We start from the raw sequence: 24,518 nt of genomic DNA on the forward strand, positions 1-24,518 counted from the left end.
ATGGTTTGAGGGGGGCGTCAAGGCCCGCCTACCTGTTGCGGGCCTATGGCCTGTCCCGGTCAGACCTGAAGGGTCCGGGTCAGGATCTGCAGGTCTTCCTTAACCTGCGGGTCTTCGTCGCGCAGGGCCTCGATCCGTTTGACCGCATGAATGACCGTGGTGTGGTCGCGGCCGCCGAAGCGACGTCCGATCTCCGGCAGTGACCGGGTGGTCAGGGTCTTGGCCAGATACATGGCCAACTGCCGCGGTCGTGCTATGGCGCGCGTGCGGCGGGGGCCAAGAAGATCGGTCATGCGCACGTTGTAGAATTTCGAGACCGTCTGCATGATCTCGTCCACGGTTACCCTCCGATCATTGGCCCGGATCATGTCCGACAGGGCCTCTTGCGCAACCTCGATCGTGATGTGCTGACCCACGAGGGACGAGAACGCGAACAGGCGGTTCAAGGCCCCTTCAAGCACGCGCACATTGGTCGAGATCCGTTGCGCCAGAAGCTCCAGCACCCCGTCATCGATATGGATCGATTCGCCGTTGGCGATGTGGTCCTGAAGCCGCTGTTGCAGGATCCCGAGTCGCAGTTCGTAATCCGTCGGATGCAGGTCCACGACAAGACCGCTCGACAGGCGCGACTGGATCCGATCCTCGAGCCCGTCGATCTCGCCCGGTGCGCGGTCCGCCGAGATGATGATCTGCTTGTTCTGATCGATCAGCGAGTTGAACGTGTGAAAGAATTCATCCTGGGTGCTGTCCTTGCCTGCGATGAACTGCACGTCATCCACCATAAGCAGGTCAACCGAGCGAAACAGCTCCTTGAACTCCATGGTGTTTCGATCGCGCAGAGCGCGAACAAAGCGATACATGAATTGTTCCGCCGAAAGATACAGCACTTTCAACTCTGGGTTGCGTGAGCAGGCTTCCCAGGCAATGGCGTGCATCAGATGTGTCTTTCCAAGACCGACGCCTCCATAGAGGAACAACGGGTTGAACGACACCGGTCCCCCTTCGGCCACGCGCCGTGCGGATGCATGCGCCAGCTCATTAGGTTTGCCGACCACAAAGTTCTCGAATGTCAGTCGCGAGTCCAGCGGAGCACTTTGCAGCGACGCGGACGGAACCGGCTTTTCGCCTGCCGCCGGTGTTGCCTTGGTCGCCGGTGCCGCAGTCTTCGCGACGGATGCATTGTTCCGGGCCGTGGCGGCCAGACGTGCAACATCGAATTCGATACGGTTCACCTGTACGCCCGCCGACAAGAGATGCTGCAGAATGTCGTCACGGTAGTTCCGCGCGACCCAGTTTCCGACAAAGTTTGATGGTGCTTCGAAACGGACGACCCCTTCGCGGCAGTCCGTAAATTTCAGTGGCTCGATCCAAGTAAGGTAGTTGTTTTGCCCGACAGTCTTAAGCAGATCATTCTGAACACTCCCCCAAGTGTCTTCGGTCATTTTTTGCCCTTTTTATAAGTGTTTAGGACTGCACCCATGACAGTCCACGTGCCTTCCATCCACACCGCGTGCCGCGGTGCTTCTCGTCGTTCAGGTCTCCTTCAAAACCCTCCGTCACGTTCACGCAAACCACCGACTCGCCTCGCTCGGCAAACGCTTGCGCCATGGTCTGTGCAGCACTGAGTGAGCGTGCCCCGGACCGGCAGATAAAAAACGCCTGCGAGGGAGCAGCTCCTCCAAGGGCGTCCAGCACCTGCTGTGCGAAGTCCACGTTCCGAGACATCTCGGGGAAGCTGGCCCATTCGACTCGAATGGGCGCACGGCCGAGATCGCTGAGATCGGGCACGCCCACGAACGCCCACTCGGCGGCAGATCTGACATCCACCAACACCGCGTTTGCATCCTGTGAGAGACTGTCCCAGACGTCATGAGGCAAAGCCTCTCCGACGACGGGATTTGGGCCCGCGCTCATATCCTAACTCACTTCCGTGTGACTCGCTGGGACATGGGTATCAACTGGTCCACCGGTCTCGCAACAAATCTTCTTTGTTGACTCCGGGGATATCGTTCATCGAATCTTTACACAACCCTGGGTTGATGTTGGGCTGGCCGAGTAAGGTTCATGAAATGCTGGGGAATTCCGTCATAAAAGCAAAAACGCCCCCGAATGGAGGCGCTTTCAAATTTTTTTCAACCTGAGGGTGAGCGATCAGGCGCTGAGCGCTTTCACCCGCTTGGTCAGGCGCGACATTTTCCGGGCTGCCGTGTTCTTGTGCACGATGCCCTTCGTCACGCCCCGCATCAGCTCCGGTTGAGCCGAGCGCAGAGCATCGGTGGCCACCGCATAGTCCCCGGACGCAATGGCTTCTTCCACCTTGCGCAGATACGTGCGGATGCGCGACCGACGCGCCTTGTTAACGTCAGCGCGACGCTCGTTCTGGCGCGCGCGTTTCTTTGCCTGAGGCGAGTTGGCCATGAGGCCTCCCACTTGATGTCACGAGTAAAATTCTGAACCGCTCCAATAGAAGCGACTCGCGGTCAAGTCAACCTGTGAACAGGGCAAATGCCCTATTTGTCCCGGAACTGCGGTTCGCGCTTCTCGAGGAAGGCCCCCATGCCTTCGCTCTGGTCCTCGGTGGCGAACATGGCGTGGAACAAACGCCGTTCGAACAACAGCCCCTCGCGCAGCGATGTCTCGTAGGAGCGGTTGACCGCCTCCTTCACCGCCATGGCCGTCAGTTGTGACTTCTCGGCGATCTTGTGGGCCGCACCCATCGCCTCTTCCATCAGCTTTTTCACCGGGACGACCCGGCTGACGAGGCCAGAGCGTTCGGCCTCCTGCGCGTCCATGAACCGGCCTGTCAGGTGCATGTCCATGGATTTCGATTTGCCGACAAAGCGGGTCAGGCGCTGCGTGCCGCCGATCCCGGCGACCACGCCAAGATTGATCTCGGGTTGGCCGAATTTCGCTGTTTCCGACGCGATGATAAAATCGCACATCATGGCGATCTCGCACCCGCCGCCCAGGGCGTAGCCCGACACCGCGGCGATGATCGGCTTGCGGCAGTTCAGCAGGCGCTCGACCTCTGGCCCGAACAGGTCCGACCCGAACACATCCACGAAGGTCTTGTCGGACATCTCCTTGATATCGGCACCGGCGGCAAAGGCCTTGTCGGACCCGGTGAGAATGATGCAGCGGACCTTCTCGTTCTCTTCCGCGGTCTTCAACGCCTTGGCGAGCTCTTGGAGAAGTTCCGTGTTCAGAGCATTCAGCGCGTCCGGTCTGTTCAGCCGGATCAGTGCGACATGGTCCTCCACATCGACGATCAGCGTGTTGTAGGCCATTCAGCCGCTCCCGTTGTTCCCAGCCCGGGCAGGGTTACCAACTGGAGCGCGGGGTGCAAGGTTATCTTTGGCAGCTCGGACAATAGAAGGACGATCTGCCTGATTGCACGATCCGGCGCACTACATCTGGGCATCCCGGCGTCTGGCAGGACGCGCCTTCGCGGTCGTAAACGCGGAATCGGTGCTGGAAATACCCCAGATCGCCATCGGTTTGCCGATAGTCTTTCAAAGAGGATCCGCCCGCCTCGATGGCCTCGCCAAGCACCGCGCGGATGATCGGCACAAGGCTGCGCACCCGGGCTTCCGAGATCCGCGCGGCCTTGCGGTGTGGCGCGATCCCGGCCCGGTAGAGCGCTTCGCAGACATAGATGTTGCCAAGCCCTGCGATGATCTTCTGGTCGAGCAGGGCGGATTTGATCGGTGTGTTCCGGCCCTTGAGGCGTGCCACGAGATAGTCCTCGTCAAAGGCGTTCCCCAGTGGCTCGGGCCCGAGACTGGCGAGCATCGGATGGGCCTCGACCGCGTCGCTCGGGGCGAGATCCATCGCCCCGAAGCGCCGCGCATCGTTGAAAACCACCCGCGCGCCGGTCTCGAAGTCAAAGACCACATGGTCGTGTTTCTCGAGTGCGGGCAATGTGTGGTGAAACGCCCCGGGGCCATGGGCAGGTTCTGCCGCCTGCGGGGCGTGGATCAGAATGCGCCCGGACATGCCGAGATGGATGATCAGGGTCTCGCCCGTGTCGAGCTCGGCGAGGATGTATTTCGAGCGCCGTCCGAGCCGTTGCACCCTTGCCCCGCTGATGCGTTCGGCCATGCGTTCGGGCAGGGGCCAGCGCAAATCCGGGCGCCGCACATCTGCCGCGATAATCCGCTGACCGGTCATGACCGGATCCAGCCCGCGACGGACCGTTTCGACCTCTGGAAGTTCAGGCATCAGCTCCCCCTGCGTTGCAGCACGTTGTCACCGCCAAGACGCAGCCTATAAGGAGGGGGCAGCATCCACCGATGGCAAGAGCACATGACCGAGAAGAATGAGAAAACCACGCATTTCGGCTACCAGACGGTGGCCGAGCAGGACAAGGCCTCGCTCGTGCAGGGTGTCTTCACGAATGTCGCGTCGAAATACGATGTGATGAATGACCTGATGTCCGCTGGTCTGCACCGGGTCTGGAAGGATGCGATGATGGATTGGCTGGCCCCGCGGGATGGTCAGCGTCTGCTCGATGTGGCGGGCGGCACGGGGGACATCTCTTTCCGGTTCCTCAAGCGGGCCCCCGGCGCCGAGGCCGTGGTGCTCGACCTGACCGAGAGTATGCTGGTCGCCGGGCGGCAGCGCGCCGAGGCCGAGGCGATGGACACGCGGCTCGACTGGCTGGTGGGCGATGCCATGGCGCTGCCCTTCGAGAGCAAAAGCTTCGACGTCTATACGATCAGTTTCGGGATCCGGAACGTGACCCGGATTGCCGACGCGCTGTCCGAGGCCTTTCGCGTGCTCAAGCCGGGCGGTCGGTTGATGGTGCTCGAATTCAGCCAGCTGCCCAATCCCGGGCTGCAGAAAGCCTATGACCTCTACTCTTTCAACGTGATCCCGCCCATGGGCCAGATGGTGGCGAATGACCGCGAGAGCTATCAGTATCTCGTGGAATCCATCCGGCGTTTCCCGGATCAGGAGACCTTTGCCGATATGATCCGCGGGGCCGGGTTCGAACAGGTGAAGTATCGCAATCTGAGCTTCGGGATCGCCGCGCTGCATTCCGGGTGGAAGCTCTAGGATGCGCGGACCCCATAACTTCTGGCGCCTGATCCGAACCGGAGCCACCTTTGAGCGGACAGGGGCCATGCGCGTGGCGCTCGAGGCGATGGATGCGCCCCCCGCCTTGCGGCTGGCCGCACGGGTGCTGGGCTGGCCGTTCCAATGGCTCGGGCTCAAGGGGGATGAGAGCATGCCACCGGTGACCCGGGCGCTGACCGCGCTCGGGCCGGCCTATATCAAGTTCGGCCAGATCCTCTCGACCCGGCCGGATGTGGTCGGGCAGGAACTGGCGGATCAGTTGAAGGTTCTGCAGGACAAGCTGCCGCCCTTCACCGCCGAGGAGGCCAAGCGCGAAGTGGCCCGCGAGCTGGAGATGCCGGTGGAAAGCGTCTTCTCCGACTTCTCGCCGCCCGTGGCCGCCGCCTCGATCGCTCAGGTTCACAAGGCGCGGCTCGCCGAGACCGGCGAGGCTGTTGCGATCAAGGTCCTGCGCCCGGGGATCGAGAAGGCGTTCCGTAAGGATATCGACGCCTTCTACCTGATCGCACAGGCGGTTTCGCTCTTTGCGCCCGGCGCGCGGCGCTTGCGGCCCATCGATGTGATCGAGCATTTCGAAGGCGTGGTCATGGGGGAGCTGGATCTCCGGCTCGAGGCCTCCGCCGCCGGGGAGTTCGCGGCGACCACGGCGCAGGATGCCGGGTTCAAGGTCCCCGAGGTTCATTGGGATCTCTCGGCGCGCCGGGTCATGACCCTGTCCTGGGTCGAAGGCCTTCCGATGCATGATGTCGACGCCATTCGAGCGGCCGGAATCGACACGATGGAATTGGGCAGCCGGGTGCTGTCGCTGTTTCTCAGCCAGGCCCTGCGTGACGGGTATTTCCATGCGGATATGCATCAGGGCAACCTCAAGGTCGGGCCGTCCGGGGACATCATCGCGCTCGATTTCGGCATCATGGGGCGGATCGACGAGTATACGCGCCGGGTCTATGCCGAGATCCTCATGGGGTTCATCCAGAAAGACTATCGCCGGGTCGCCGAGGTTCATTTCGAGGCGGGATACGTGCCCGCAGACCGGGATATCGATCAGTTCGCGCAGGCGCTGCGCTCGGTCGGGGAGCCGATTTTCGGGATGGATGCCTCGCGCATCTCCATGGCGCGACTCTTGGCCTATCTCTTCGAGGTTACCGAGCGGTTCGGGATGGAAACACGGACCGAACTGATCCTGTTGCAGCGCACCATGGTCGTGGTCGAAGGGGTGGCCCGCTCCTTGAACCCGCGGATCAATATCTGGGAAGTCGCGCAGCCGATCGTTGGATCCTATATCGCGCAAAATGTGGGGCCCAAGGCCCTGCTGCGGGACCTGACCGCGACGGTTCGGGTTCTGGGCAAGTTCGGTCCGCGCTTGCCGCAGCTCGCGGAAGCCGCGCTCATTCGCCAGACCACATTGGCCACGCCGCCGCCCAAGGTGGCGCGGGTTCCGGGCTGGGCCTGGTTTGTCGCGGGGGCCGTCTCAGCAGGCACGATCGGCGCGCTCGCGGGCCTCTTCTAGGGCGGTGCATTCCCGGTCCAGTGCAGTGGCATAGTCCAGCTGCCCACGGTCCAGCTGCCACTGGCAGTAGCAGGCCATGCGCCAGCGATAGAACGGTGCGCGCCGGGTATAGGCGCGCGACACTTCTGCGTCCCCGTAGGCCCTGAGCAGGTCCGCGTCCTTGATGATGACTGGCGTGTCAGACAGAGATTGCATGCCCGGTGACGTCGCATGCGCGATGTCTTCGCAAGGATCCCCGAGGGCCGGGCACTGCCAGTCCAGAGCAACGGCTGCGCCGGTCGCCAGCATCGCGGCATTGGCCGGCACCAGGTCTCGGTGAACAAGGACCAGAGGGGTAGTCAGGGTTCCCACCACGGCCTTTGGAGCGAGGTTCATCAGCCATGCCGGTGCGCTGCTTTTTGAAAGCATGGTGACCCCTTGCGCGCGCAACTCCAGGGTGTCGTGAGACTGCCGGGCCAACCCGTCCCATCCGGGGGTCTTGTGAATTCGGCGCAGCAATTCTGCGAGCGCTTCGGTCGTGACGGGGCCTTCGGGCCGCAGATATTGGGACACCAGCAGCGTTGTCCCCCCCTCAAGCGCGCGGATCGACAGGGGAAAGGGCGACAAGGCCTTGCTGCTCAGCCGCTTCATCGCCTCCCATTCTGCTCTTGGATCATTCGGGAACAGGGGGGTGCCGCGATCCACGCTCGAAGCCTTCAGGATCGTGGAGGGGCCATCCGCCGCATCATGCAACCAGACATGGCTGGTGCCCCCTTTATCGATCCGCTGCAGCCTGTCCTCAGAGAGACCCAGATCCGCAAGGGTTCTGCGCAAGGCGACGGAAATCTCCGTCAGTCTGATCTGGGGGGGCGAGCCGGCCATGGCGCGGAGCTATAGCCAGAGAGAGCGGGGCTGACCAGATCGGTTCTAGAGGGGTTGCCTCAGACTGATCACGGAGGAGGAGTCCACTTCGATGCCGCCTTCGGTGACAAGTTGTGTCCCGCCACCTGACGCCTTCACCTCGAGGACTTCACGATAGGCGGAGACCTGGCCCAAGGGCAGCTCCTCGCCCCGGGCTGTGGAAGCCACCGCCAGAGTATAGGCACCGTCCGGCAGGGGATTGCCATCGGCGCCGACCCCGGCCCAAAGGGCGGTTTCCGCAGACGTGTCCATGGCGAGGCGTTGCACCTCGGTGCCATCGGAGCGGAACACGACCAGCTCGGCCGTATCGGCGACGGCCGGGATCTCCGGTCGGATCTCGATTGGAGACCCATCGAAGTAGAGCTCGCCCGAGGCCAGAGCGTCCATCCCGACCCAACTGGCCAGTTGGGAGAGGTTCATCAACCCCATCTGACCGCCGAGATCCTCCAGCAGGGCATTGGTCCGCGTTTGCTGTTCAACCCCGGAGAAGGTCGCGAGCTGAACCGCGAGGTCCTGGCTGTCCACCGGATCCAGGGGGTCCTGATTCTCGAGCTGTGTGGTCAGCATGGTCAGGAACGTCTCGAAATCCGAGGCGATGGCCGTGGCGGAGTTTGAGCTCGACGAAGTGCTGGTCTGTGCGGCGGTCGATGTGACCCCTGAAACAGCGTCCATGGTGTCTCCTATAGTCTCAGGTCCAGGCCGGACGCGGAAGCATTGGCGCGTGAAGCCGGAAGTGGTGTTTCTTGGGCGGTCTCAGCAGGCACGGCAGACCCTGGGGTGTGCCCGGATTGGCCGCGATCAGACGAGCCCTCGGAAGAGTCCGACCCGCCTTGCGCGAAGTTGAAGGTAACGGAGTCCCAGCCAGCCTCGGCGAGCTCAGCGCGCATCTGCTCGATATTGCGGCGTATCAGGTCGAGCGTTTCCGGGCGCTCCACCTGCAACAGAACCGAGCCTACGCCATCGCCCCCCGAAAGCGTCATGCGCACGCGCCCGAGTTCCTCCGGGTTCAGCAGAATCTCGGTCGCCTCGCCATTCGCCTTGGGGAGTGCGGCCTGCAGCTGGGCCAGGATGGCTTGCGCGGTCGGATTGCTCCGCTGGCCAGCTGTCGCTGCAATTTCGCTGCGCGTTGTGGAGGTATCGGTGGCGGATGAAGGTCCTCCAAGCGTGAGGTCCTCGAACGTGTCGAGCTTGTTCGACACGGTGGCAGGGGACGGAGCAGCGGTCGTCGTCAGGCCAGTCTGCCCTGCAACCGTCGCGGTTTGACCACTCTGTCCGAGCCCATACTGAGCCCGCGTTTGCGTGGTTTCAGTATTAACGCGGTTCGAAAGCTGCTGCGCCGTATCGGTCCCGCCCTGGTCATCGCTCGACGCAGGCGGGGCCTGTTTCACTGCGGTAATTTGTACCGGGCTTTGCGTTTGTACTGCCGTGAATGGAGGGGCTGAACCTGTGGATCCCGAAGGCGTGTTTTGATTGCTTGATGCAGGTGAGGCGTCACCTTTCAGCTCCGCGCGCGGGAATGATCCTTGCTCCGAGGTTTTCGTCGGAGGTTCCAGATCGCCTGTCGCGGCAACGGGCGCAGCGACAACCTGTCGGATCTCTGCGCGAAGTTGGGAACCGCCTGCTCCGGGGGCGTCAATGTCCCCCAGCGGCAGCTTGGCCGCCGTTGCAATTGCCGGCTCACGCGCGACGTCCGGGCCCTCGGCGGGTCCGGGCGCAGGGATCCCTGCGGCTGATGACGACATCGGGGGTATCTGTGCTTTCGTGGACAAGCCCTCAGCCTGGGCACTGGGCACAGCGTCGCCCGAGATGTTCGATCTGTTGGCCTCTGGCGTCCCGGGCGTCTCGCCGATGTCCGCAGTCGGGTTTGGCCCGCTCCCCGGAGCGGTATTCGGACCGCGGGCGGCCAGAGTGCTGAGGACTGTACCGGGCCCGGTTGGAGGGCGTGGTGGCCCCTGCATGTCGAAAGACGGATCTCGGGAAACTGTTTCTGCGGTCGAAGCCCCTGTCGCAGCTGTCCGCATGCCGAATGCGGTTTCGCTCAGGGTCATTGAAGAGAGTTGTCTTTGCTGCGGCGCGTTTGCGACAACCTTGGCTGTCTTGTCCGAAGGCGTTTGGTTGGAGATCTCAGCGGTCACATCCCCCGGACGTCTGGTGGGCACGACCCCGTCAGTTTTCTGTCCTGCGAGGTCGTTCGGTCCGGTCGACCGGGACGCTGGTATGACGCCTGCCAAGATGTTCGAGGCGCCGCGAGGGTCCGCCGAAGTCGAGACCGGGATGGGTGTCGGCATCGGACGGTCAGAAATAGCGGATGGCTCCGCCTTCGCGACCAAGGGTGCGCCAATGGCCTCCAAAGCGCCGGGAGCTGCCGATGTCATGAGCGGAGGTCTGACCGAGGTTTCCGGGCGGTCCATTTGACCTGCGAGCGGTTCGGCCTTTACCGCGCCCGTCTCGACCAGTTGCTTTGCGGCTCCGAGCACTGGGAATGCCTCAACGCTTTGCGACGGTCTTTGGGAAACAGCGCTGGCAGAGACCGAAGAGCTTGTATTCTGTAGCCCTTTCTCCGCATCGCTCTCGCCAGTCGTAATCGTGTTTTCCGCGTCGGTACGCATGTCCGGAGCCGCCGCCGCGGTCTTGCCAGCGTCGGTTTCCATTGGACGGGCTGGGTCGGATTGGGCGTCAACCGTGTCCCCATCATCAGCTGGTTTCGTCGCGGCCCCCTCTGATTTCGGGCCGTCTTCGCCAGGAGCCGGTGTCCCCGCTGCGCTCTTGGCATTTGTGCGAGGGTCTTCCGCCTGAAAGGTTTCGAGAAAGCTTTTCCTGTCCGCCTCGGTCCCTGAGCGTGACGTGTCGCCACTGGTCCTTGCGAAAGACTTGGGCGCGCCATCGGTTGCGGGCGGGGCAGGAAGTATACGGGATATCTCTAGGTGCATGGTGACCTTCTGGGCACTGGTATTGCGTCATCCCTAGCGATCATTCCTTACTACTTCTTTACCCTGGCTACGCATGACTGGGGCATGGATAGAATCGCTCTCACCCCGACCAATGGCGCGGTTGGACAGACCCCACAGCCCTCTGCGGAGGACAAGGCTCTCCGGGATGCCGCGCAAAACCTCGAAGCTGTTTTCCTGTCGGAAATGCTCAAGGCCGCCAAGTTTGGCGAGACGCCGAGTACGATGGGCGGCGGAATTGGCGAGGACCAGTTTGCCTCATTTCTGCGAGACGCCCATGCAAAATCGGTGGCTGAGACCGGCTTGATCGGTCTGGCAGAGTCGCTCTTCAACGCCATGAAGGAAGTCAAAGATGTGGAATAAACCGAATCCGTCGAAGCAGATCGTTGAATGCCTCGAGCGCGAATACGAGATTCTCAAAACCGGGAAGTTCGACGATATCGCCGCGCTGTCGGCGAAGAAGGAAACTCTGCTCAGGGGGCTCGATCCGAAGACGTTGAAACCGTCTGCAGCCCAGACGATAGGGCAATTGGCCAATCGCAACCGCAGTCTGATGAGCGAGGTGATGCGCGCCTTGAAGGACGTGTCCGCTCGGATCCGGTCGGCCGAAAAGCCGGATCGCGCCTTTTCCAGTTATACGGCGGTTGGCAGTGCCGTGAACATCGGTGCGAATGCGCGCGCTCATTCTAAAAAGCTCTGAAAATTGTAGTGATATTACGCGGTCTTGGGGGAGCGCATTAAGCCTGTCTTATTGAGTCGCCGTCACAGTCATGGAGCACCCACAAGGTGACGCGGGTAACAGCCGCTACGTCAGAAAGACGTGTCCGTTGGCCAACAGGCCTTAGCAAAGACAAGGCGCAAAAGCGCCACCTAACCAAGGAACGCAGATGTCTAGTATTCTGACCAATAACAGTGCGATGGTTGCACTTCAGACCCTGAAGACAATCAACTCCAACCTGAGCAAGACACAGGACGAAATCTCGACGGGTAAATCCGTTGCAACTGCGAAAGACAATGCCGCGATCTGGGCAATTTCCAAGGTCATGGAAGCTGATGTGAAAGGCTTCAAGGCGATCTCCGAGAGCCTGTCTCTCGGTGAATCCACCGTGGCGGTGGCCCGGAACGCTGCTGAGACTGTCAGCGACCTGCTGACGGAGATCAAAGGCAAGATCGTTGCCTCGCAAGAAGACAGCGTCCCTGCCGACAAGATCCAAACTGATATCGACGCTCTGAAAGAGCAGATCAATTCGGTCATCAGCGCGGCTCAGTTCAACGGCAAGAACCTGGTCGATAACTTCGATGCCACGTCGATTCTGTCGTCTCTCGACCGCGATTCCTCCGGGAATGTCACCGCGAGCAGCATCGCTTTCAATGGTCAGAACCTGACCTCCGATAGCGGAACCTTGTCAACCACGGACGCTCTGAGCCGGATCGGATCCGTTGCCGATGATGGGACCTATTCGGTTGGCGCCGGTGCAACTCTGTCGAATGCCGCCAATGACGCGACGCTCACGCTCGCAACCGACCTCGCGAATGGTGACACCATCACCATCGACTTCGGTGACGAGCAGTTCACTTACACCAATAACAGCGGTTCCGCCCTCGCGGTTGGCGACCTTGACGATATCGTTGCGGCTGGCTTGGCCAATCTCGGTGTCGAGGGCGTGACCACGAGCGTGACTGGCGCGGGTGAGGTGACGGTTTCGTCGACCAATGCGTTCGAGTCGATCACGATCCAGGGCTCCTCGCCGAGCACCACGGTCAATGTCGACCCTGATGCAGGTGGCGCTCAGTCCGCTGCAGGTGCCGGCAATGCGGCAACCCTTGTGGCGCGCGCTGAAACCATCTCTCTCGGTGGCGCGGGCAATACTGGCGGTGTCGTGAATGAAGGCGATGGCTTCCAGATTGCTCTGGATGGCAAGACATTCAACTATGTCGCCAAGGACGGTGATACTCTGAATGACGTTGCAACCGGCCTGAAGCGGGTTGTGGATGCAGGTGGCGTTGCCGGGATCTCGGTGCAGGTCAATCTGTCGGATGACCCGACCACGTCTCCTCCCAGTATCCAGATTGATAACAGTGGCTCCACCAACGTGTCTCTGACTGTTGATGATGGGTCCGGTGGTACGGCGTCTGGTGGTCTGGTCGGTTTGGATGGCATTGATGTCACCACGAAGGAAGGCGCTGCAAATGCGCTCGACAACATCGAGAGCCTGATCAACACCGCTGTTGACGCTGCTTCGGCCTTCGGTTCCGTGCAAAGCCGGGTGGAAATCCAGTCCGACTTTATCGGCCGCCTGACCGACTCTCTCCAGTCCGGGATCGGGTCGCTGGTCGATGCGGATATGGAAGAGGCATCCGCGCGTCTGCAGGCGCTGCAGGTGCAGCAGCAGCTCGGTACGCAGTCGCTGTCGATTGCGAACCAGGCGCCGCAGAACATTCTGGCGCTCTTCAGATAAGTCCGATGGCCTCGCAGTAGAAATGCTGCGGGGCCATTACTGACCCAATTCCTGTCTCTAGCCGGAAGATCACGATGAACGCTTACGCCCGCAGCCAAATGGCTTACACACAAAGCAAGAGCGCCACTCGAACACCGCAAAGTATCGAGTATGAGCTGTTTGCCAATATCACCAGTGCGTTAGTGCGCTATCGCGAGACCGCCAAAGAGAATTACGCAGAATTTGTGACCGCCTTACATGATAACCGGCGTCTTTGGTTGACCCTTGCAAGTGATGTTCTCGAGGATGGCAACATGCTCCCTGTCATGCTCAGAGGGCAGATCGTGTACCTTGCGGAATTCACGCGATTGCACACCTCTCATGTCCTGAACGGCACGGAGTCCGTGGATCCGTTGATTGAAATTAACCGGAGCATAATGAAGGGTCTGTTTTCCCAGAGAGGTGTGAAATGACCGGTTTGGTACTAAAGCTTTCTCCCAAAGAACGTGTTCTGGTAAATGGTGCCGTTGTCGAGAATGGCGATCGTCGCAGCCGTCTGAGCATCATCACGCCAAACGCCAATATCCTGCGTTTGCGTGACGCCATTCACCCGGATGAGGTGACAACTCCTGTGCGCCGCGTCTGCTACATCGTGCAACTGGTTCTGTCCGGTGATGTGCCTCCGGAAGAGGGCGCGCCTCAACTTCTGCGCGGCATCGAACAGCTCAGCCAAGTGTTTCGCGACAGCGATAGTCGCGCGCGGCTCAATGAGGCCACGGAAAGTGTTCTGAGCCAGAACTTCTACCACGCTCTCAAGTCCCTGCGGTGCATTCTCCCCCGGGAAGAGCGTCTTCTTGCGACGAGTCACTGATGCCGTTTCAACCTGTCGTGCCCACGGGTGGTGTGGTGGGCTGGAATTTTTTGAACCGCACGATGGAGGCACAGCGCGCTGCCTTCACTCAAACCGAAAGCTATCAACGCGACGAAGACTATTTTCGCGCGAACATTGGCAATATCAGTTCGGCTGAAGAGCTGGTCGAGGATCGCAGGCTCTTATCCTTCGCATTGGACGCCTTTGGCCTTGGGGACGATATCGGCAACAAGTACTTCATCCAGAAAGTTCTGGAAGACGGCACCGAAGATGCCGCGGCGTTGTCAAACAGGCTTTCGGACAAGCGATACAAAGAGTTTTCCGACGCCTTTGGCTTTGGTGCAGGTCAATTTCCGAGAAACCAACTCAGCTTCTTCTCTGATGAGATCGTCGCCAAGAATGAAGATAGCCTGTTTGAGGAAGCGGTTGGGAATGTCGACGGTGATCTGCGCATTGCATTGAATCTCAGACGTGAGCTTTCGGAAATCGCGACAGACGACATGTCCGAGACGGCAAAATTCTATACTGTTCTTGGCAACCCTCCTCTCCGCACCGCATTCGAAACCGCGTTTCGCTTGCCGAGTGCTTTCGCGACGCTTGATATCGATAAGCAAGTCGAAACTCTGCAAGATCGCGTGGAAAGCAGTTTCGGCGCGGCAACGATTTCGCAGTTTTCGGACGACGACATGACGGAACGGCTGGTTCAGCAATTCCTGGTTCAATCCGACATTCAAAGCTTTGAGGCAACGTCATCCCCGGCAGCCATCGCGCTGGCTTTGCTCCAATAGGCGCTACGGGTGCTTTCTGCGATAAAGTCTGATGGCCCTACGGCGCCGGATCACTGAGCCTTAAAGTGATCTCCATCGTCGGAGACGCAGCTGCGGAGCAAAGGTCCCTCTTGGGCTCGACTACTCGTGAGCTGTCAAGAATGGCTCGACAATACCAAGATCACTCAAACGCGGTCCCGGATTGCACACAAGTGATGCGCCGAAGAGCGCCTTGAGTACAAAATACGGAGGCCGCCATTCCGTGATCTCGTTGAGTGCGTTTTCCCAAGTCACGAAATAGTCTGCGATCTCTGACAGGCTACATTCGTTGAGCAGTCCTGCAACGGGTAGCGGAACGCGCGCCAGAAGCTTGCCTGAGCTTGCGACAGCGAGGCCTCCTTGCTGGTCGATAACTGCATTTGCTGCGATCGACATGTCCTCCGGAGTTTGCCCGAAGATCGTTAGATTGTGACTGTCATGGGAGACGGATGTCGCTACTGCGCCGCGCAGAGGACCCCAGTCCTCCAGGAGCGCATTTTGAATTTCTGCGTCGGGACTGTGTCGCTGGATCACGGCCATACGCAAAATATCGGGAGGTATCTTCACGTTCCCCTCGGCAACGTCAAAGCGGCGTTGCCCCCATTCCGGAAACCGGGGTTTGCGGAGGGTTGGCAAATCAACTTGGGGGCCGCTCGCAAGTATCTCGAAATCACGCGGAACGGTTTTCCGCGCTCTGACCGTGTTGGTCAGAGCGACGGGGAGTACCACGTTTTTCTGCTCTCCTGAAAACGCACCCTTCCTTGCGACAGGTTTCCCGTCCATGAAAACGGACTCCAAAGCGACGGACTTCAGGTCGGAGAGAACAAGGACGTCTGCTCGGCGGCCGGGCGCGAGAAGGCCCAGATCAGGCCGCGAAATACTGATGGCAGCGTTCAGGCAGGCGGCGCGATAGGTCCAGGATGGTGGCAACCCGAGCGCGATCAGGTTGCGCAGAAGGTCATCGAGCCCTCCTCGTTCATAGAGATCGTTGGGAAACACATCGTCCGTACAGAGCGTGACCGTTTGCGGCATGTGTCCAAGGTTCAACAACGCATCCACAAACTCCGGCAAGAGATGTTTATGCGATCCGCGCAGCTCGATCGTCAGACCGGCACGCAGTTTTTCGATCAGATCCTCGCCCGAGATCAACTCATGATCTGTCGCCACCCCGGCCGCGACGAAGGCGTTCAGGTCTCGCCCCGACAGACCCCGTGCGTGCCCACAGACCCGTTTGCCGCTGGCCAGACCTGCGGCCACGATGTCCTGAGCGCGCTGGTTCCCGGTCAGCAGGGGATACATCGTCATCAGCTCTGCGGCGCCATGGGTGTCGGGCCGGGCCAGAAGCTCGGCAATGGTCTCGGCGTCGAAATCCGCTCCGCTGGTTTCAAAACCGGGGGCCGACGGGACGCAGGTCGGCACAAGCGGCAAGAACCGCAGCGCCGCCGCGCGCGCAGCGGCAAAGGCATAATCCATGCCCGCACGCCCGGCGACATTGGCCAGCTCATGCGGATCCCAGAGGGCCGTGGTCACACCGCGCGGCACCATATGCGCGGCGTATTCCATCGGCGTGATCATCGAGCTTTCCACATGCATGTGGGTGTCGATCAACCCGGGCAGCAGGACCTTACCCGTTGCATCCTCGTAGGTTTCTGCCTTCGGGGAAGAGCCTTGTGCATGAACCGATGCAATCAGGGCGCCGACGATCCCGATATCGGCCGCGCGCTCTTCACCCGTTACCAGATCAAGCACTGTGCCCCCGGTGATCAGCAGATCGAAGGGAACCTCCTGCCGCGCGGCCTGCACGGCGCGGCGGCGCAAGGCGGGGTCGTTCAGGTCTGCGTCAATGGGCATGGGCGGGGCCTCCTTCGAAGGCGGCGAGGCAGTCTCTGACGAGCGGGCCATGTCCCCCAGAGACTAGCCGCGTGCGCGACATGGGGGTCTCTGCGAAGGAGGTTTCGCCATAGCTTTCATCGCTGCAGAGGGACACATTCATGGCGCGGGGCGCGAAGCGAAAGCGCTCGGGCCAGATCAGGGCTGCGGCGGCAATCGGGTCGTAGATGGCCATCGCCTTGCGACCCCGTTCCAGGGCAATGTCCAGATATCCCAGCAACAAGTCGCGGCTCAGCGGGTCAGTGTCCGGCACATCCTCCGGGCCAAAGCAGTGCTGGCGGCATTGGGTCAGATCCACCACATCCAAGGGCAGCTGCGCGTTCAGAACGGTGTCGAGCGCCTCGGGGTCCGCCAAGGAATTGTATTCGGCGCGGGGCGAATGGTTGCCCGGCCCATTGCTGCCGCCCATCCAGACCAGTCGGGTGATCCGGGCGGCAGCCTTGGGGGAGGATTTCAACAGATGCGCGATATTGGTCAGCGGGCCGAGGGCCAGGATCACCCGCTCGGGCGTGCGGCGCGGGGTGCGCAGCCACTGCTCCAATGCCGGGCCCGCGGGCGGAAAGATCGGCGGGCGCGCGGGCTTGGGCAGGGTCTGTCCCCGACTGCGCATGCCCAGTGGGCCCAGGATGCGCGCGGCGGTTTCCGGTGTGCGCTTCAGGGGGCGGTCCGCGCCTGAGAAGACGGGCATTTCGAGACCGTAGGCCTCCTGCGCGCCACTGGCATTGGCCTCGACCTGGGGCAAAGGGGCGTTCCCGGCGACCAGCGAGACCCCGGCTACGGCGATCCGGTGGGTCCGCAGGAGCAAGAGCGCCCAAAGATCATCAAACCCCATATCCGTATCCACCCAGATCGCGCTCATTGGCTGAGCGCCCGGGCAGTGGCATGGGGCAGGTCGAAGGCGACCATGCCGCCGATGGGGATCTCGTCCTGTTCGATGGGCGCGTCCGCCGTGATGGTCCCGATCTCGCTGTCGAGGACGTATTCCCGGTGCCCTCCGGCGAAGCTGCTGGCGCGCACGCGCCCCCGATGCGGGCCGCTGCCCACCTGCACCCCGCTTGGGCGCCATGCCAGAAGCGGGGCAGGGGCCTCGAACCCGAGCGGCAGCGCGCCGGTCTCGGAGGTCAGCCGCCCGTCGCGGGCCGCGAAGATGTTCTCGAACCCCATGAAGTCGGCGGCAAAGGCCGTGGCCGGGGCGGCATAAAGCTCTGCCGGGGTGCCCAATTGTTCGATCTCGCCATCCTTCATCAGCACGATCCGGTCCGCCAGCGCGAGCGCTTCGGCCTGATCATGGGTGACGAAGACCATGGTCACGCCGGTCTCTTTTTGCACCCTCTGCAGTTCGTTGCGCATCTCGAGCCGGAGCCGCGCATCGAGGTTCGAAAGCGGCTCGTCCAGCAAGAGAACCTTGGGCTCCATCACCATCGACCGGGCGAGAGCCAGACGTTGCTGTTGCCCCCCGGACATCTCGGCGGGTTTGCGGGCCTCGAACCCGCTCAGTCCGACCGTGGCCATCCCGGCCTCGGTGCGGCTCCGGATCTCGGCCTCGGGCCGCTTTTGCAGGCGCAGTCCGAAGGCGACGTTCTCGAAGGCACTGAGATGGGGGAAGAGGGCGTAGGACTGAAAGACCAGCCCGATCCCGCGCTTGTTCGCGGCCACGCGGGTGACGTCGCGGCCATCAATCTCGATCCGGCCCCCGCTGGGGCTGAGCAGTCCGGCAATGGCGCGCATGGTCGTGGTTTTGCCGCAGCCCGAGGGGCCAAGCAGGGCGATCAGCTCTCCTTCGCGGATATCGAGGTTGAGGTCCGGAACGGCCACGGTGTCCCCATAGGACAGGGTCAGATCCTGAAGTGAAACGAAAGCGTCAGACATAGCGTGAGAACCCCAGCAGCCGTTCGGCGATAAAGACAATGGCAACGGACATGAAGGCCAGCAGCGCCGAGAGTGCTGCGACCGACGGATCGAAGGTGATTTCCATGTAGGAGAGCATGTCGATGGGCAGGGTGCGCACCCCCGGCCCCGACAGGAAGAGGGAGGCCGGGACCTCGTTGAAGCTCGCCACGAAGCCCAAGATGAACGCGGCCAGAATGCCGCCGCGGATATTGGGCAGCACGACCTTGGTGAAGGCCTGCAGCCGCGTGCAGCCGAGGATCACCGCGGCCTCTTCCATATCTGCGCGCAGGTTGTTCAGGCTCGACGAGACCACGCGCACGGCATAGGGCATGACCAGCGCCGTGTGCGTCACGAAAAGGGCCAGGGTGATCGAGACGTTCAGCGGCACGACGAAATACCTCAGCAAGGCAAGGCCCACGATGATCCCCGGCACGATGATCGGCGCAGCCACGATGGTCTTGATCGTCTCGGCGCCGGGCAGGTCATAGCGGTGCAACGCATAGGCGGCGGGGATCCCCAAGAGCAGCGCCGCGAGGGTGCCGAAGATCGCGAGAAACATGGACAGCGCGAAGCTGGCCCGGAAGCTTTCGACCGTGAAGACCTTGGCGTACCACTTCAGGGACAGACCCTGGGGCGGGAAGGCCAGCGCCTCGCCCGCCGAGGCCCCGGCGAGGATCACGATCAGGAAGGGGCCGATGAGAAAGGTCAGTGTGACCCCGAGGATCAGCCAGATGGCAAGGCGCGGCATGGGCTATTTCCCCGGCGAGGCAATCCGCTTGAGCAGCAGATTGGCTGAAAAGGACATGACGATCAGGATCATCGCGATGACGCTGGCCGAGACAAAATCGTTGGAAACATTCACCCGCTGATAGAGCAGCGTCTCAAGCATCAGGACCTTGGACCCCCCGAGGATGGCCGGGGTGATGTACGCCGTCAGGGCCCCGGTGAAGACCAGCGTGCCACCGATCACCAGCCCTTCGCGGGTCAGCGGCAGGATGACCCGAAAGAACACCTGAAACCAGCTCGCGCCGAGGACCCGTGCGGCTGGGATGACGTCCTTGGGGATGTTCTCCATCGCCGAGACCAGCGAGATGATCATCAGCGGCAGGAACAGCTGTAGCAGGCCGATGAACACCGCGGTCTCGGTAAAAAGCAGTCGGATCGGTGTGTCCGAGAGGCCAAGTCCGACAATCGTGTCGTTCACAATCCCGGTGCGGCCCAGGATGACGATCCATGCATAGGTCCGCGCCACCGGCGAGATCATCAGCGGCAGCACCACGAGGCCAAAGATGCGGCCCCGTGCGGTCTTGGGCAGGTTCACGATGCAGAAGGCGGCCGCGTATCCGATCACGGCGGCCGTCCCCGCCACCAGCACGCCAAGTTTCAACGTCCGCAGGAAGACTGTTCGGTTGAGCGGTTGCGCAAAGAAATCCACGTATCCCTGCAGGCTCCACGCCCCGCCCTCGGTCTGGAAAGCAATGGACAGCAGGATCCCCACCGGCACCAGAAACACCAGAAAGGTGAAGAGGGCCGCCGGCAGGGCGAGGGCCAGTCCTTCGCTGCGGTTGAGAAACATAGCGGAGCGTCCTGTCAGGGGTGGTCAGGGGACGCAGGCATGGCCCGGCCCCCTGCGGTGCTTAGCGGATGACTTCGCTGTTCCACTGGTCCACCCAGGCATCGCGGTTCGTGATGATCTCGGCGGGGGGCAGGATGTTCAGCGAGTTGATCAGATCCGCGCCATAGGTCAGGTTCGAGGCGACCTCCTCGCTGACCGTGACATCCATATTGGCCGGGCTGTCGATCAGGGCTTCGGCGATCCGGGTTTGCACCTCGGCCGAGAGCCAGTAATCCATCAGCTTATAGGCCAGCTCTTCGTTGCCATTATCCTTGGTCATGATCATCACGTTCATGCCGCCCGCCTGACCTTCGGCAGGCTCGGCCCAGGCAAAGGGCAGGGGCGAGCTTTTGAACCGGCTCCAGGCGAAGCGCCCGACCGGGGCGGCGATCACCTCCTCCTGGTTCATCAGCTGCGCGAGCTCCGACGAACGGGAGTAGAAGGTGACGATGTCATCCGCGCTCTCACCGATGGCCGAGATCGTCGCGGTGAAGTCGCTGGCATCCCCGCCCGCGGCCTTGTCGAGCATCATAAGGGTGAGCGGCCCCTGCGTCCCGGTGATGTTCGGCAGTGAGACGTTGCCGGCCAGCTCCTCGCCCAGCAGATCGCCCCAGCTGTTGATCTCGACCAGATCCGAACGATAGACGATCGAGCTTGCATAGAACGTATAGCCTACGGCCATGTTGTCACCGATCGGGTCCTGCGCCGCCGGGTAGAGCCGGTCGAAGCTGCTGATCCGTGTGGTGTCCAGCGGCGCCAGCAGACCCTTGCGCGCAAGGCTGAGCGCGTCATGGGACGAGATCACGGCCATGTCGATCACCGGGTCGGCGGCATTGGCCTCGATCTTGGCCATCCGCTCCACGCTGTTGCCGGTCTCGATCACCAGCTCGCAGCCGCAGATCTCTTCGAACGGGTCGTAGAGCGCTTCTTTGTAAGCGTCTTGGGCGAAGGAATAGACAGAGATCGTCAGGGTGTCCTGAGCCGATGCACTGCTCGCGGCGAGCGCTGCGGTCAGGGCCGCGAGGGTCAAGGTCTTGGTCATGGGAAGGGTCTCCTGTTGGACGGAAGGGCGGGAATGCCGGTCGAGGCGCGCAGGACGAGCCGCATGGGGACGGTCTCGCCATGCTCCGGGGCCGGTTGGCCGTCGATCTGCGCGGTGATGATGGCGATGGCGCGGCGGGCAATGTCCTCGACATCTTGGGCCACGGTGGTCAGGCTTGGATGCATGGCCGAGGAAAAGGCCATGTTGTCGAACCCGGTCAGGCTGATCTGTTCCGGCACGGACAGCTCGGCGCGCATCAGCTCGGACCGCACCCGCAGGGCGAGCAGATCCGACGTGGTCATGATCGCCGTCGCCCCGTCGCGGATCAGGGGCAGGATGCGCGCGATCCCGGCATCGCCCCAGACAGTGGTATGGTCCACATCGTCCAGGGCTCCGGTCATGCCTGCGATGCGGTCGCGCTGCACCTCCGAGACGGGATCGGCCCCGAGGATCACCACCTTGCGATGCCCGATCTCGCGGATATGCCGGGCGACCAGCGCGCCCCCGCCCATATGGTCAGCCGAGACGGCGTTCTGCGGGTCCGAGGCGGTGTTGATCACTGCCACCGGGACGGGCATCGGATCGGGCGAGGTGCCTTTCTGAGGTACGACAAGCATCCCGTCCACACCCAGATGCAGCAAGCGGCGAAGGGCCTCGCTCTGTTCAGCGGGGCTGCCGCGGCTATCGGCAATCAGGATCCCCATATCCTGCGCATCGGCCATCATCGACAGGGTCTGCGCGATCCGGGGAAAGAGCGGATTGGTCAGATCCGGCATGACAAGACCGAGGATCCCCGTGCGTCCGCTTTGCAACGCCCGGCCCGCGAGGCTCGGGCGATAACCCATCTCGCGCGCGCGGGTGCGGATGCGCTGGGCGAGGTCCTCGGACACGCGCCCCTTGCCGCCGAGCGCATTGGACACCGTGGTCGCGGTGACCCCGATCTCCGTTGCGATATCCTTGATACTGACCATACGCTGCCCCTTGCTTGAACGTTAAACTCGCGATCTGAGTCGGGTCAATGCTTTAGTTTAACGTTCAAGCGCGTGGGCAAAGAGAAACCCCGCAGCCGAAACTGCGGGGTCCGTTCGGTCGTGACGGGCCTGCGTCTAGAAGTCGAGATTCTCGACGCTCAGGGCGTTCTGCTGGATGAAGGCGCGGCGCGGTTCGACCACATCCCCCATCAGCTTGGTGAAGATGTCATCGGCATCGGCCACATCCTCGATCTGCACCTGCAGAAGCGTGCGCGCCTCGGGGTCCAGCGTCGTTTCCCAAAGTTGATCCGGGTTCATTTCGCCCAGACCCTTGTACCGCTGCAGGGATTGACCCTTCTCCCCCTCGTCGAGGATTGCCTTGAGCAGGGCGAGCGGGCCATGGATCATCTGATCCCGTTCCTTGCGGGTCAGGCGTGCGGGGTCGCGATAGACCTCGCGGCTTTCACGCGAGACCGAGGACAGCTTGCGCGCCTCGCCCGAGCGGAGCACCGCGCCATCCAGCGTGCGGATCTCTTCGACCCCGCGCAGCACGCGGCTCAGCCGGATGCCGTGATCCTGGGTGATGCGTCCCTGCCAGCCGCGTTCATACTCGACGGCCACAAGGTCGAGCCGCTTGGCCACGGAATCGGCCACCTGTTGCAGGTCGTCATCGGCGCGACCCGGGTCGAACGCCCCGGCAATCGCGGCCTGTTCGAGGATCGGGCGCGGGTAATGGGTCGGAAAGGCGTCGAGGATCCGCTTGAACTGCCGCGCGGCCTCGACCACCCGGGCAAGGTCCTGTCCGGCGATCTCTTCGCCCGCAGGCAGGCGCAGCACGGCGCCCTCGATCCCTTGGGCGATCAGGTGATCTTCCAGCGCCGCCTGGTCCTTGAGGTAGACCTCGGACTTGCCGCGCGCGACTTTGTAGAGCGGCGGCTGCGCGATGTAGAGATAGCCGCCCTCGATGATCTCGGGCATCTGCCGGAAGAAGAAGGTCAGCAGCAGCGTCCGGATATGCGCGCCGTCCACATCCGCGTCCGTCATGATGACGATCTTGTGGTAGCGCAGCTTCGAGATGTCGAACTCGTCCCGCCCGATCCCGGTGCCGAGCGCGGTGATCAGCGTGCCGATCTCCTGGCTCGACAGCATCCGGTCGAAGCGCGCACGTTCCACGTTCAGGATCTTGCCGCGTAGGGGCAGAACCGCCTGATTGTGGCGCGACCGACCCTGTTTGGCCGAGCCGCCGGCGCTGTCCCCCTCCACGAGGAAGATCTCGGAATTCGCCGGATCCTTCTCCTGGCAATCGGCGAGCTTGCCGGGCAGGGAGGCCACATCCATCGCCGTCTTGCGCCGGGTCAGTTCCCGCGCCTTGCGGGCGGCCTCGCGGGCGAGCGCGGCCTCGATGATCTTGCCGACGATCTGCTTGGCCTGTGCCGGGTTCTCTTCGAACCACTCGCCGAGCTTCTCGTTGACGAGACCCTCAACGGCGGGCCGAACCTCGGAGGAGACGAGCTTGTCTTTCGTCTGGCTCGAGAATTTCGGATCCGGAACCTTCACCGACAACACGCAGGTCAGCCCTTCGCGCGCGTCATCGCCGGTGAAGTTCACCTTCTCGCGCTTCGCGATGCCGCTGGATTGCGCGTAGGAGTTGATCGTCCGGGTCAACGCACCGCGAAAACCTGCGAGATGGGTGCCGCCATCGCGCTGCGGGATGTTATTGGTGAAGGGCAGAACCGTCTCGTGATAGCTGTCGTTCCACCACATGGCGACCTCGACCCCGATCCCGTCCTTCTCGCCATCCATGAAGATCGGCGCGTCCATCACGGCGGTTTTCGAGCGGTCGAGATATTTCACGAACTCGCGCACGCCGCCTTCGTAGAACAGGTCCGAACGGAGCGGTTCCGCCGGGCGCTCATCCTCGAGTATGATCCGCACCCCGGAATTCAGGAAAGCCAGCTCGCGCAGGCGGGTCTCCAGCGTCTTGAAGACATATTCGAGGTTCGAGAACGTGTCGGTCGAGGCGAGGAACCGCACCTCGGTGCCCTTTCGGCCCTCGGCATCACCAACCACGCGCAGATGCTCGGTGGTCACGCCGCCCTCGAAGCGGGCGTAATGCTCCTTGCCGTCGCGCCAGATCCGCAGTTCCAGCCAGTCCGACAGGGCGTTCACAACTGATACGCCCACCCCGTGCAGACCGCCCGAGACCTTGTAGGAGTTGCTGTCGAACTTCCCGCCCGCATGGAGCTGGGTCATGATGACTTCGGCGGCGCTGACGCCTTCCTCCTCATGCAGACCGACGGGAATTCCGCGTCCATTATCGCTCACGGAAACGCTCGAATCCGCGTGGATTTTGACCGTCACGGCGTCCGCGTGACCGGCCAGCGCTTCGTCGATGCCGTTATCCACGACCTCGTAAACCATATGGTGCAGGCCCGAGCCATCATCGGTGTCACCGATATACATGCCCGGACGCTTTCGCACAGCCTCCAAGCCCTTGAGAACCTTAATGGAATCGGCGCCATAATCCTCGGGCGCCTGCGCGGTCTCTGCCATGAGAG

24 protein-coding genes are annotated in these 24,518 nt (G+C 62.1%); 9 read left to right on the forward strand and 15 right to left on the reverse strand.

Annotation, left to right across the window (positions count from 1 at the left end):
* Positions 1–59: 59 nt before the first annotated feature.
* The 4 genes from dnaA to mutM all read right to left on the reverse strand — a co-directional run bounded on the left by dnaA (position 60) and on the right by mutM (position 4,221).
* Positions 60–1,442 carry a chromosomal replication initiator protein DnaA gene (gene dnaA, locus ACP150_RS09135; protein WP_424966290.1) on the reverse strand — a complete coding sequence of 461 codons (1,383 nt, stop codon included), beginning with the start codon at positions 1,440–1,442 and terminating at the stop codon, positions 60–62.
* A 709-nt stretch (positions 1,443–2,151) separates the two neighbouring features.
* A complete protein-coding gene (gene rpsT, locus ACP150_RS09140) occupies positions 2,152–2,418 on the reverse strand; it encodes a 30S ribosomal protein S20 (protein ID WP_424966291.1) in 267 nt (88 codons plus the stop codon).
* Between the two features lie 92 nt (positions 2,419–2,510).
* Positions 2,511–3,287, reverse strand: coding sequence for an enoyl-CoA hydratase (locus ACP150_RS09145; protein WP_424966292.1), 777 nt, complete (start codon positions 3,285–3,287; stop codon positions 2,511–2,513).
* A gap of 61 nt (positions 3,288–3,348) precedes the next feature.
* The gene (mutM, locus tag ACP150_RS09150; protein WP_424966293.1) at positions 3,349–4,221 is read right to left on the reverse strand and encodes a bifunctional DNA-formamidopyrimidine glycosylase/DNA-(apurinic or apyrimidinic site) lyase; all 873 of its coding nucleotides are present in this window, start codon (positions 4,219–4,221) and stop codon (positions 3,349–3,351) included.
* Positions 4,222–4,305: 84 nt separating this feature from the next.
* Between mutM and ubiE the strand changes: the two genes are divergently transcribed.
* Complete coding sequence (gene ubiE / locus ACP150_RS09155; protein WP_424966294.1) at positions 4,306–5,058, forward strand: bifunctional demethylmenaquinone methyltransferase/2-methoxy-6-polyprenyl-1,4-benzoquinol methylase UbiE; 753 nt, start codon at positions 4,306–4,308, stop codon at positions 5,056–5,058.
* Between the two features lies 1 nt (position 5,059).
* The gene (ubiB, locus tag ACP150_RS09160) at positions 5,060–6,589 is read left to right on the forward strand and encodes a 2-polyprenylphenol 6-hydroxylase (RefSeq protein WP_424966295.1); all 1,530 of its coding nucleotides are present in this window, start codon (positions 5,060–5,062) and stop codon (positions 6,587–6,589) included.
* Here the strand turns inward: ubiB and ACP150_RS09165 are convergent.
* The 3 genes from ACP150_RS09165 to ACP150_RS09175 form a co-directional block, all read right to left on the reverse strand.
* Positions 6,551–7,402, reverse strand: coding sequence for a phosphotransferase (locus tag ACP150_RS09165; RefSeq protein WP_424966296.1), 852 nt, complete (start codon positions 7,400–7,402; stop codon positions 6,551–6,553). The two genes, ubiB and ACP150_RS09165, sit on opposite strands and share 39 nt — an antisense overlap.
* 93 nt (positions 7,403–7,495) lie before the next feature.
* Positions 7,496–8,161 (reverse strand): flagellar hook capping FlgD N-terminal domain-containing protein, encoded by a 666-nt coding sequence (locus ACP150_RS09170; RefSeq protein WP_424966297.1) that lies wholly within the window; start codon positions 8,159–8,161, stop codon positions 7,496–7,498.
* Positions 8,162–8,169: 8 nt separating this feature from the next.
* The gene (locus ACP150_RS09175) at positions 8,170–8,688 is read right to left on the reverse strand and encodes a flagellar hook-length control protein FliK (protein ID WP_424966298.1); all 519 of its coding nucleotides are present in this window, start codon (positions 8,686–8,688) and stop codon (positions 8,170–8,172) included.
* Positions 8,689–9,706: 1,018 nt separating this feature from the next.
* Here ACP150_RS09175 and ACP150_RS09180 point away from each other — a divergent pair.
* The 7 genes from ACP150_RS09180 to ACP150_RS09210 all read left to right on the forward strand — a co-directional run bounded on the left by ACP150_RS09180 (position 9,707) and on the right by ACP150_RS09210 (position 14,534).
* Entirely contained in the window at positions 9,707–9,904 is a 198-nt protein-coding gene (locus ACP150_RS09180) for a hypothetical protein (RefSeq protein ID WP_424966299.1), read from the forward strand.
* A gap of 509 nt (positions 9,905–10,413) precedes the next feature.
* Complete coding sequence (locus ACP150_RS09185) at positions 10,414–10,800, forward strand: rod-binding protein (RefSeq protein ID WP_424966300.1); 387 nt, start codon at positions 10,414–10,416, stop codon at positions 10,798–10,800.
* Complete coding sequence (locus ACP150_RS09190) at positions 10,790–11,137, forward strand: hypothetical protein (RefSeq protein ID WP_424966301.1); 348 nt, start codon at positions 10,790–10,792, stop codon at positions 11,135–11,137. The genes ACP150_RS09185 and ACP150_RS09190 overlap by 11 nt, the downstream gene beginning before the upstream one ends.
* Before the next feature lie 187 nt (positions 11,138–11,324).
* Positions 11,325–12,896 (forward strand): flagellin, encoded by a 1,572-nt coding sequence (locus ACP150_RS09195; protein ID WP_424966302.1) that lies wholly within the window; start codon positions 11,325–11,327, stop codon positions 12,894–12,896.
* A gap of 74 nt (positions 12,897–12,970) precedes the next feature.
* Positions 12,971–13,348: a flagellar biosynthesis regulator FlaF gene (gene flaF, locus ACP150_RS09200; protein ID WP_424966303.1), complete on the forward strand. Its 378-nt coding sequence runs from the start codon at positions 12,971–12,973 to the stop codon at positions 13,346–13,348.
* Complete coding sequence (gene flbT, locus ACP150_RS09205) at positions 13,345–13,746, forward strand: flagellar biosynthesis repressor FlbT (protein ID WP_424966304.1); 402 nt, start codon at positions 13,345–13,347, stop codon at positions 13,744–13,746. Before flaF ends, flbT begins: the two co-directional genes overlap by 4 nt.
* Positions 13,746–14,534, forward strand: coding sequence for a DUF1217 domain-containing protein (locus ACP150_RS09210; protein WP_424966305.1), 789 nt, complete (start codon positions 13,746–13,748; stop codon positions 14,532–14,534). Before flbT ends, ACP150_RS09210 begins: the two co-directional genes overlap by 1 nt.
* 120 nt (positions 14,535–14,654) lie before the next feature.
* Here ACP150_RS09210 and ACP150_RS09215 read toward each other — a convergent pair whose 3' ends face one another.
* From ACP150_RS09215 to gyrB, 8 genes are all read right to left on the reverse strand, one after another.
* The gene (locus ACP150_RS09215) at positions 14,655–16,403 is read right to left on the reverse strand and encodes an adenine deaminase (RefSeq protein ID WP_424966306.1); all 1,749 of its coding nucleotides are present in this window, start codon (positions 16,401–16,403) and stop codon (positions 14,655–14,657) included.
* Positions 16,393–17,301 (reverse strand): nucleoside hydrolase, encoded by a 909-nt coding sequence (locus tag ACP150_RS09220; RefSeq protein WP_424966307.1) that lies wholly within the window; start codon positions 17,299–17,301, stop codon positions 16,393–16,395. The genes ACP150_RS09215 and ACP150_RS09220 overlap by 11 nt, the downstream gene beginning before the upstream one ends.
* Positions 17,298–18,311, reverse strand: a complete 1,014-nt coding sequence (locus ACP150_RS09225; RefSeq protein WP_424966308.1) for an ABC transporter ATP-binding protein — start codon at positions 18,309–18,311, stop codon at positions 17,298–17,300. The genes ACP150_RS09220 and ACP150_RS09225 overlap by 4 nt, the downstream gene beginning before the upstream one ends.
* Positions 18,304–19,080: an ABC transporter permease gene (locus tag ACP150_RS09230; RefSeq protein WP_424966309.1), complete on the reverse strand. Its 777-nt coding sequence runs from the start codon at positions 19,078–19,080 to the stop codon at positions 18,304–18,306. The genes ACP150_RS09225 and ACP150_RS09230 overlap by 8 nt, the downstream gene beginning before the upstream one ends.
* A 3-nt stretch (positions 19,081–19,083) precedes the next feature.
* The gene (locus tag ACP150_RS09235) at positions 19,084–19,908 is read right to left on the reverse strand and encodes an ABC transporter permease (protein WP_424966310.1); all 825 of its coding nucleotides are present in this window, start codon (positions 19,906–19,908) and stop codon (positions 19,084–19,086) included.
* A gap of 61 nt (positions 19,909–19,969) precedes the next feature.
* Complete coding sequence (locus ACP150_RS09240; RefSeq protein ID WP_424966311.1) at positions 19,970–20,989, reverse strand: extracellular solute-binding protein; 1,020 nt, start codon at positions 20,987–20,989, stop codon at positions 19,970–19,972.
* Positions 20,986–21,960, reverse strand: coding sequence for a LacI family DNA-binding transcriptional regulator (locus ACP150_RS09245; protein ID WP_424966312.1), 975 nt, complete (start codon positions 21,958–21,960; stop codon positions 20,986–20,988). The genes ACP150_RS09240 and ACP150_RS09245 overlap by 4 nt, the downstream gene beginning before the upstream one ends.
* A gap of 135 nt (positions 21,961–22,095) precedes the next feature.
* Complete coding sequence (gyrB, locus tag ACP150_RS09250) at positions 22,096–24,513, reverse strand: DNA topoisomerase (ATP-hydrolyzing) subunit B (RefSeq protein WP_424966313.1); 2,418 nt, start codon at positions 24,511–24,513, stop codon at positions 22,096–22,098.
* Between the last annotated feature and the right edge of the window lie 5 nt (positions 24,514–24,518).

The organism is Dinoroseobacter sp. S375 (assembly GCF_049800775.1).
GTDB lineage: Bacteria > Pseudomonadota > Alphaproteobacteria > Rhodobacterales > Rhodobacteraceae > Dinoroseobacter.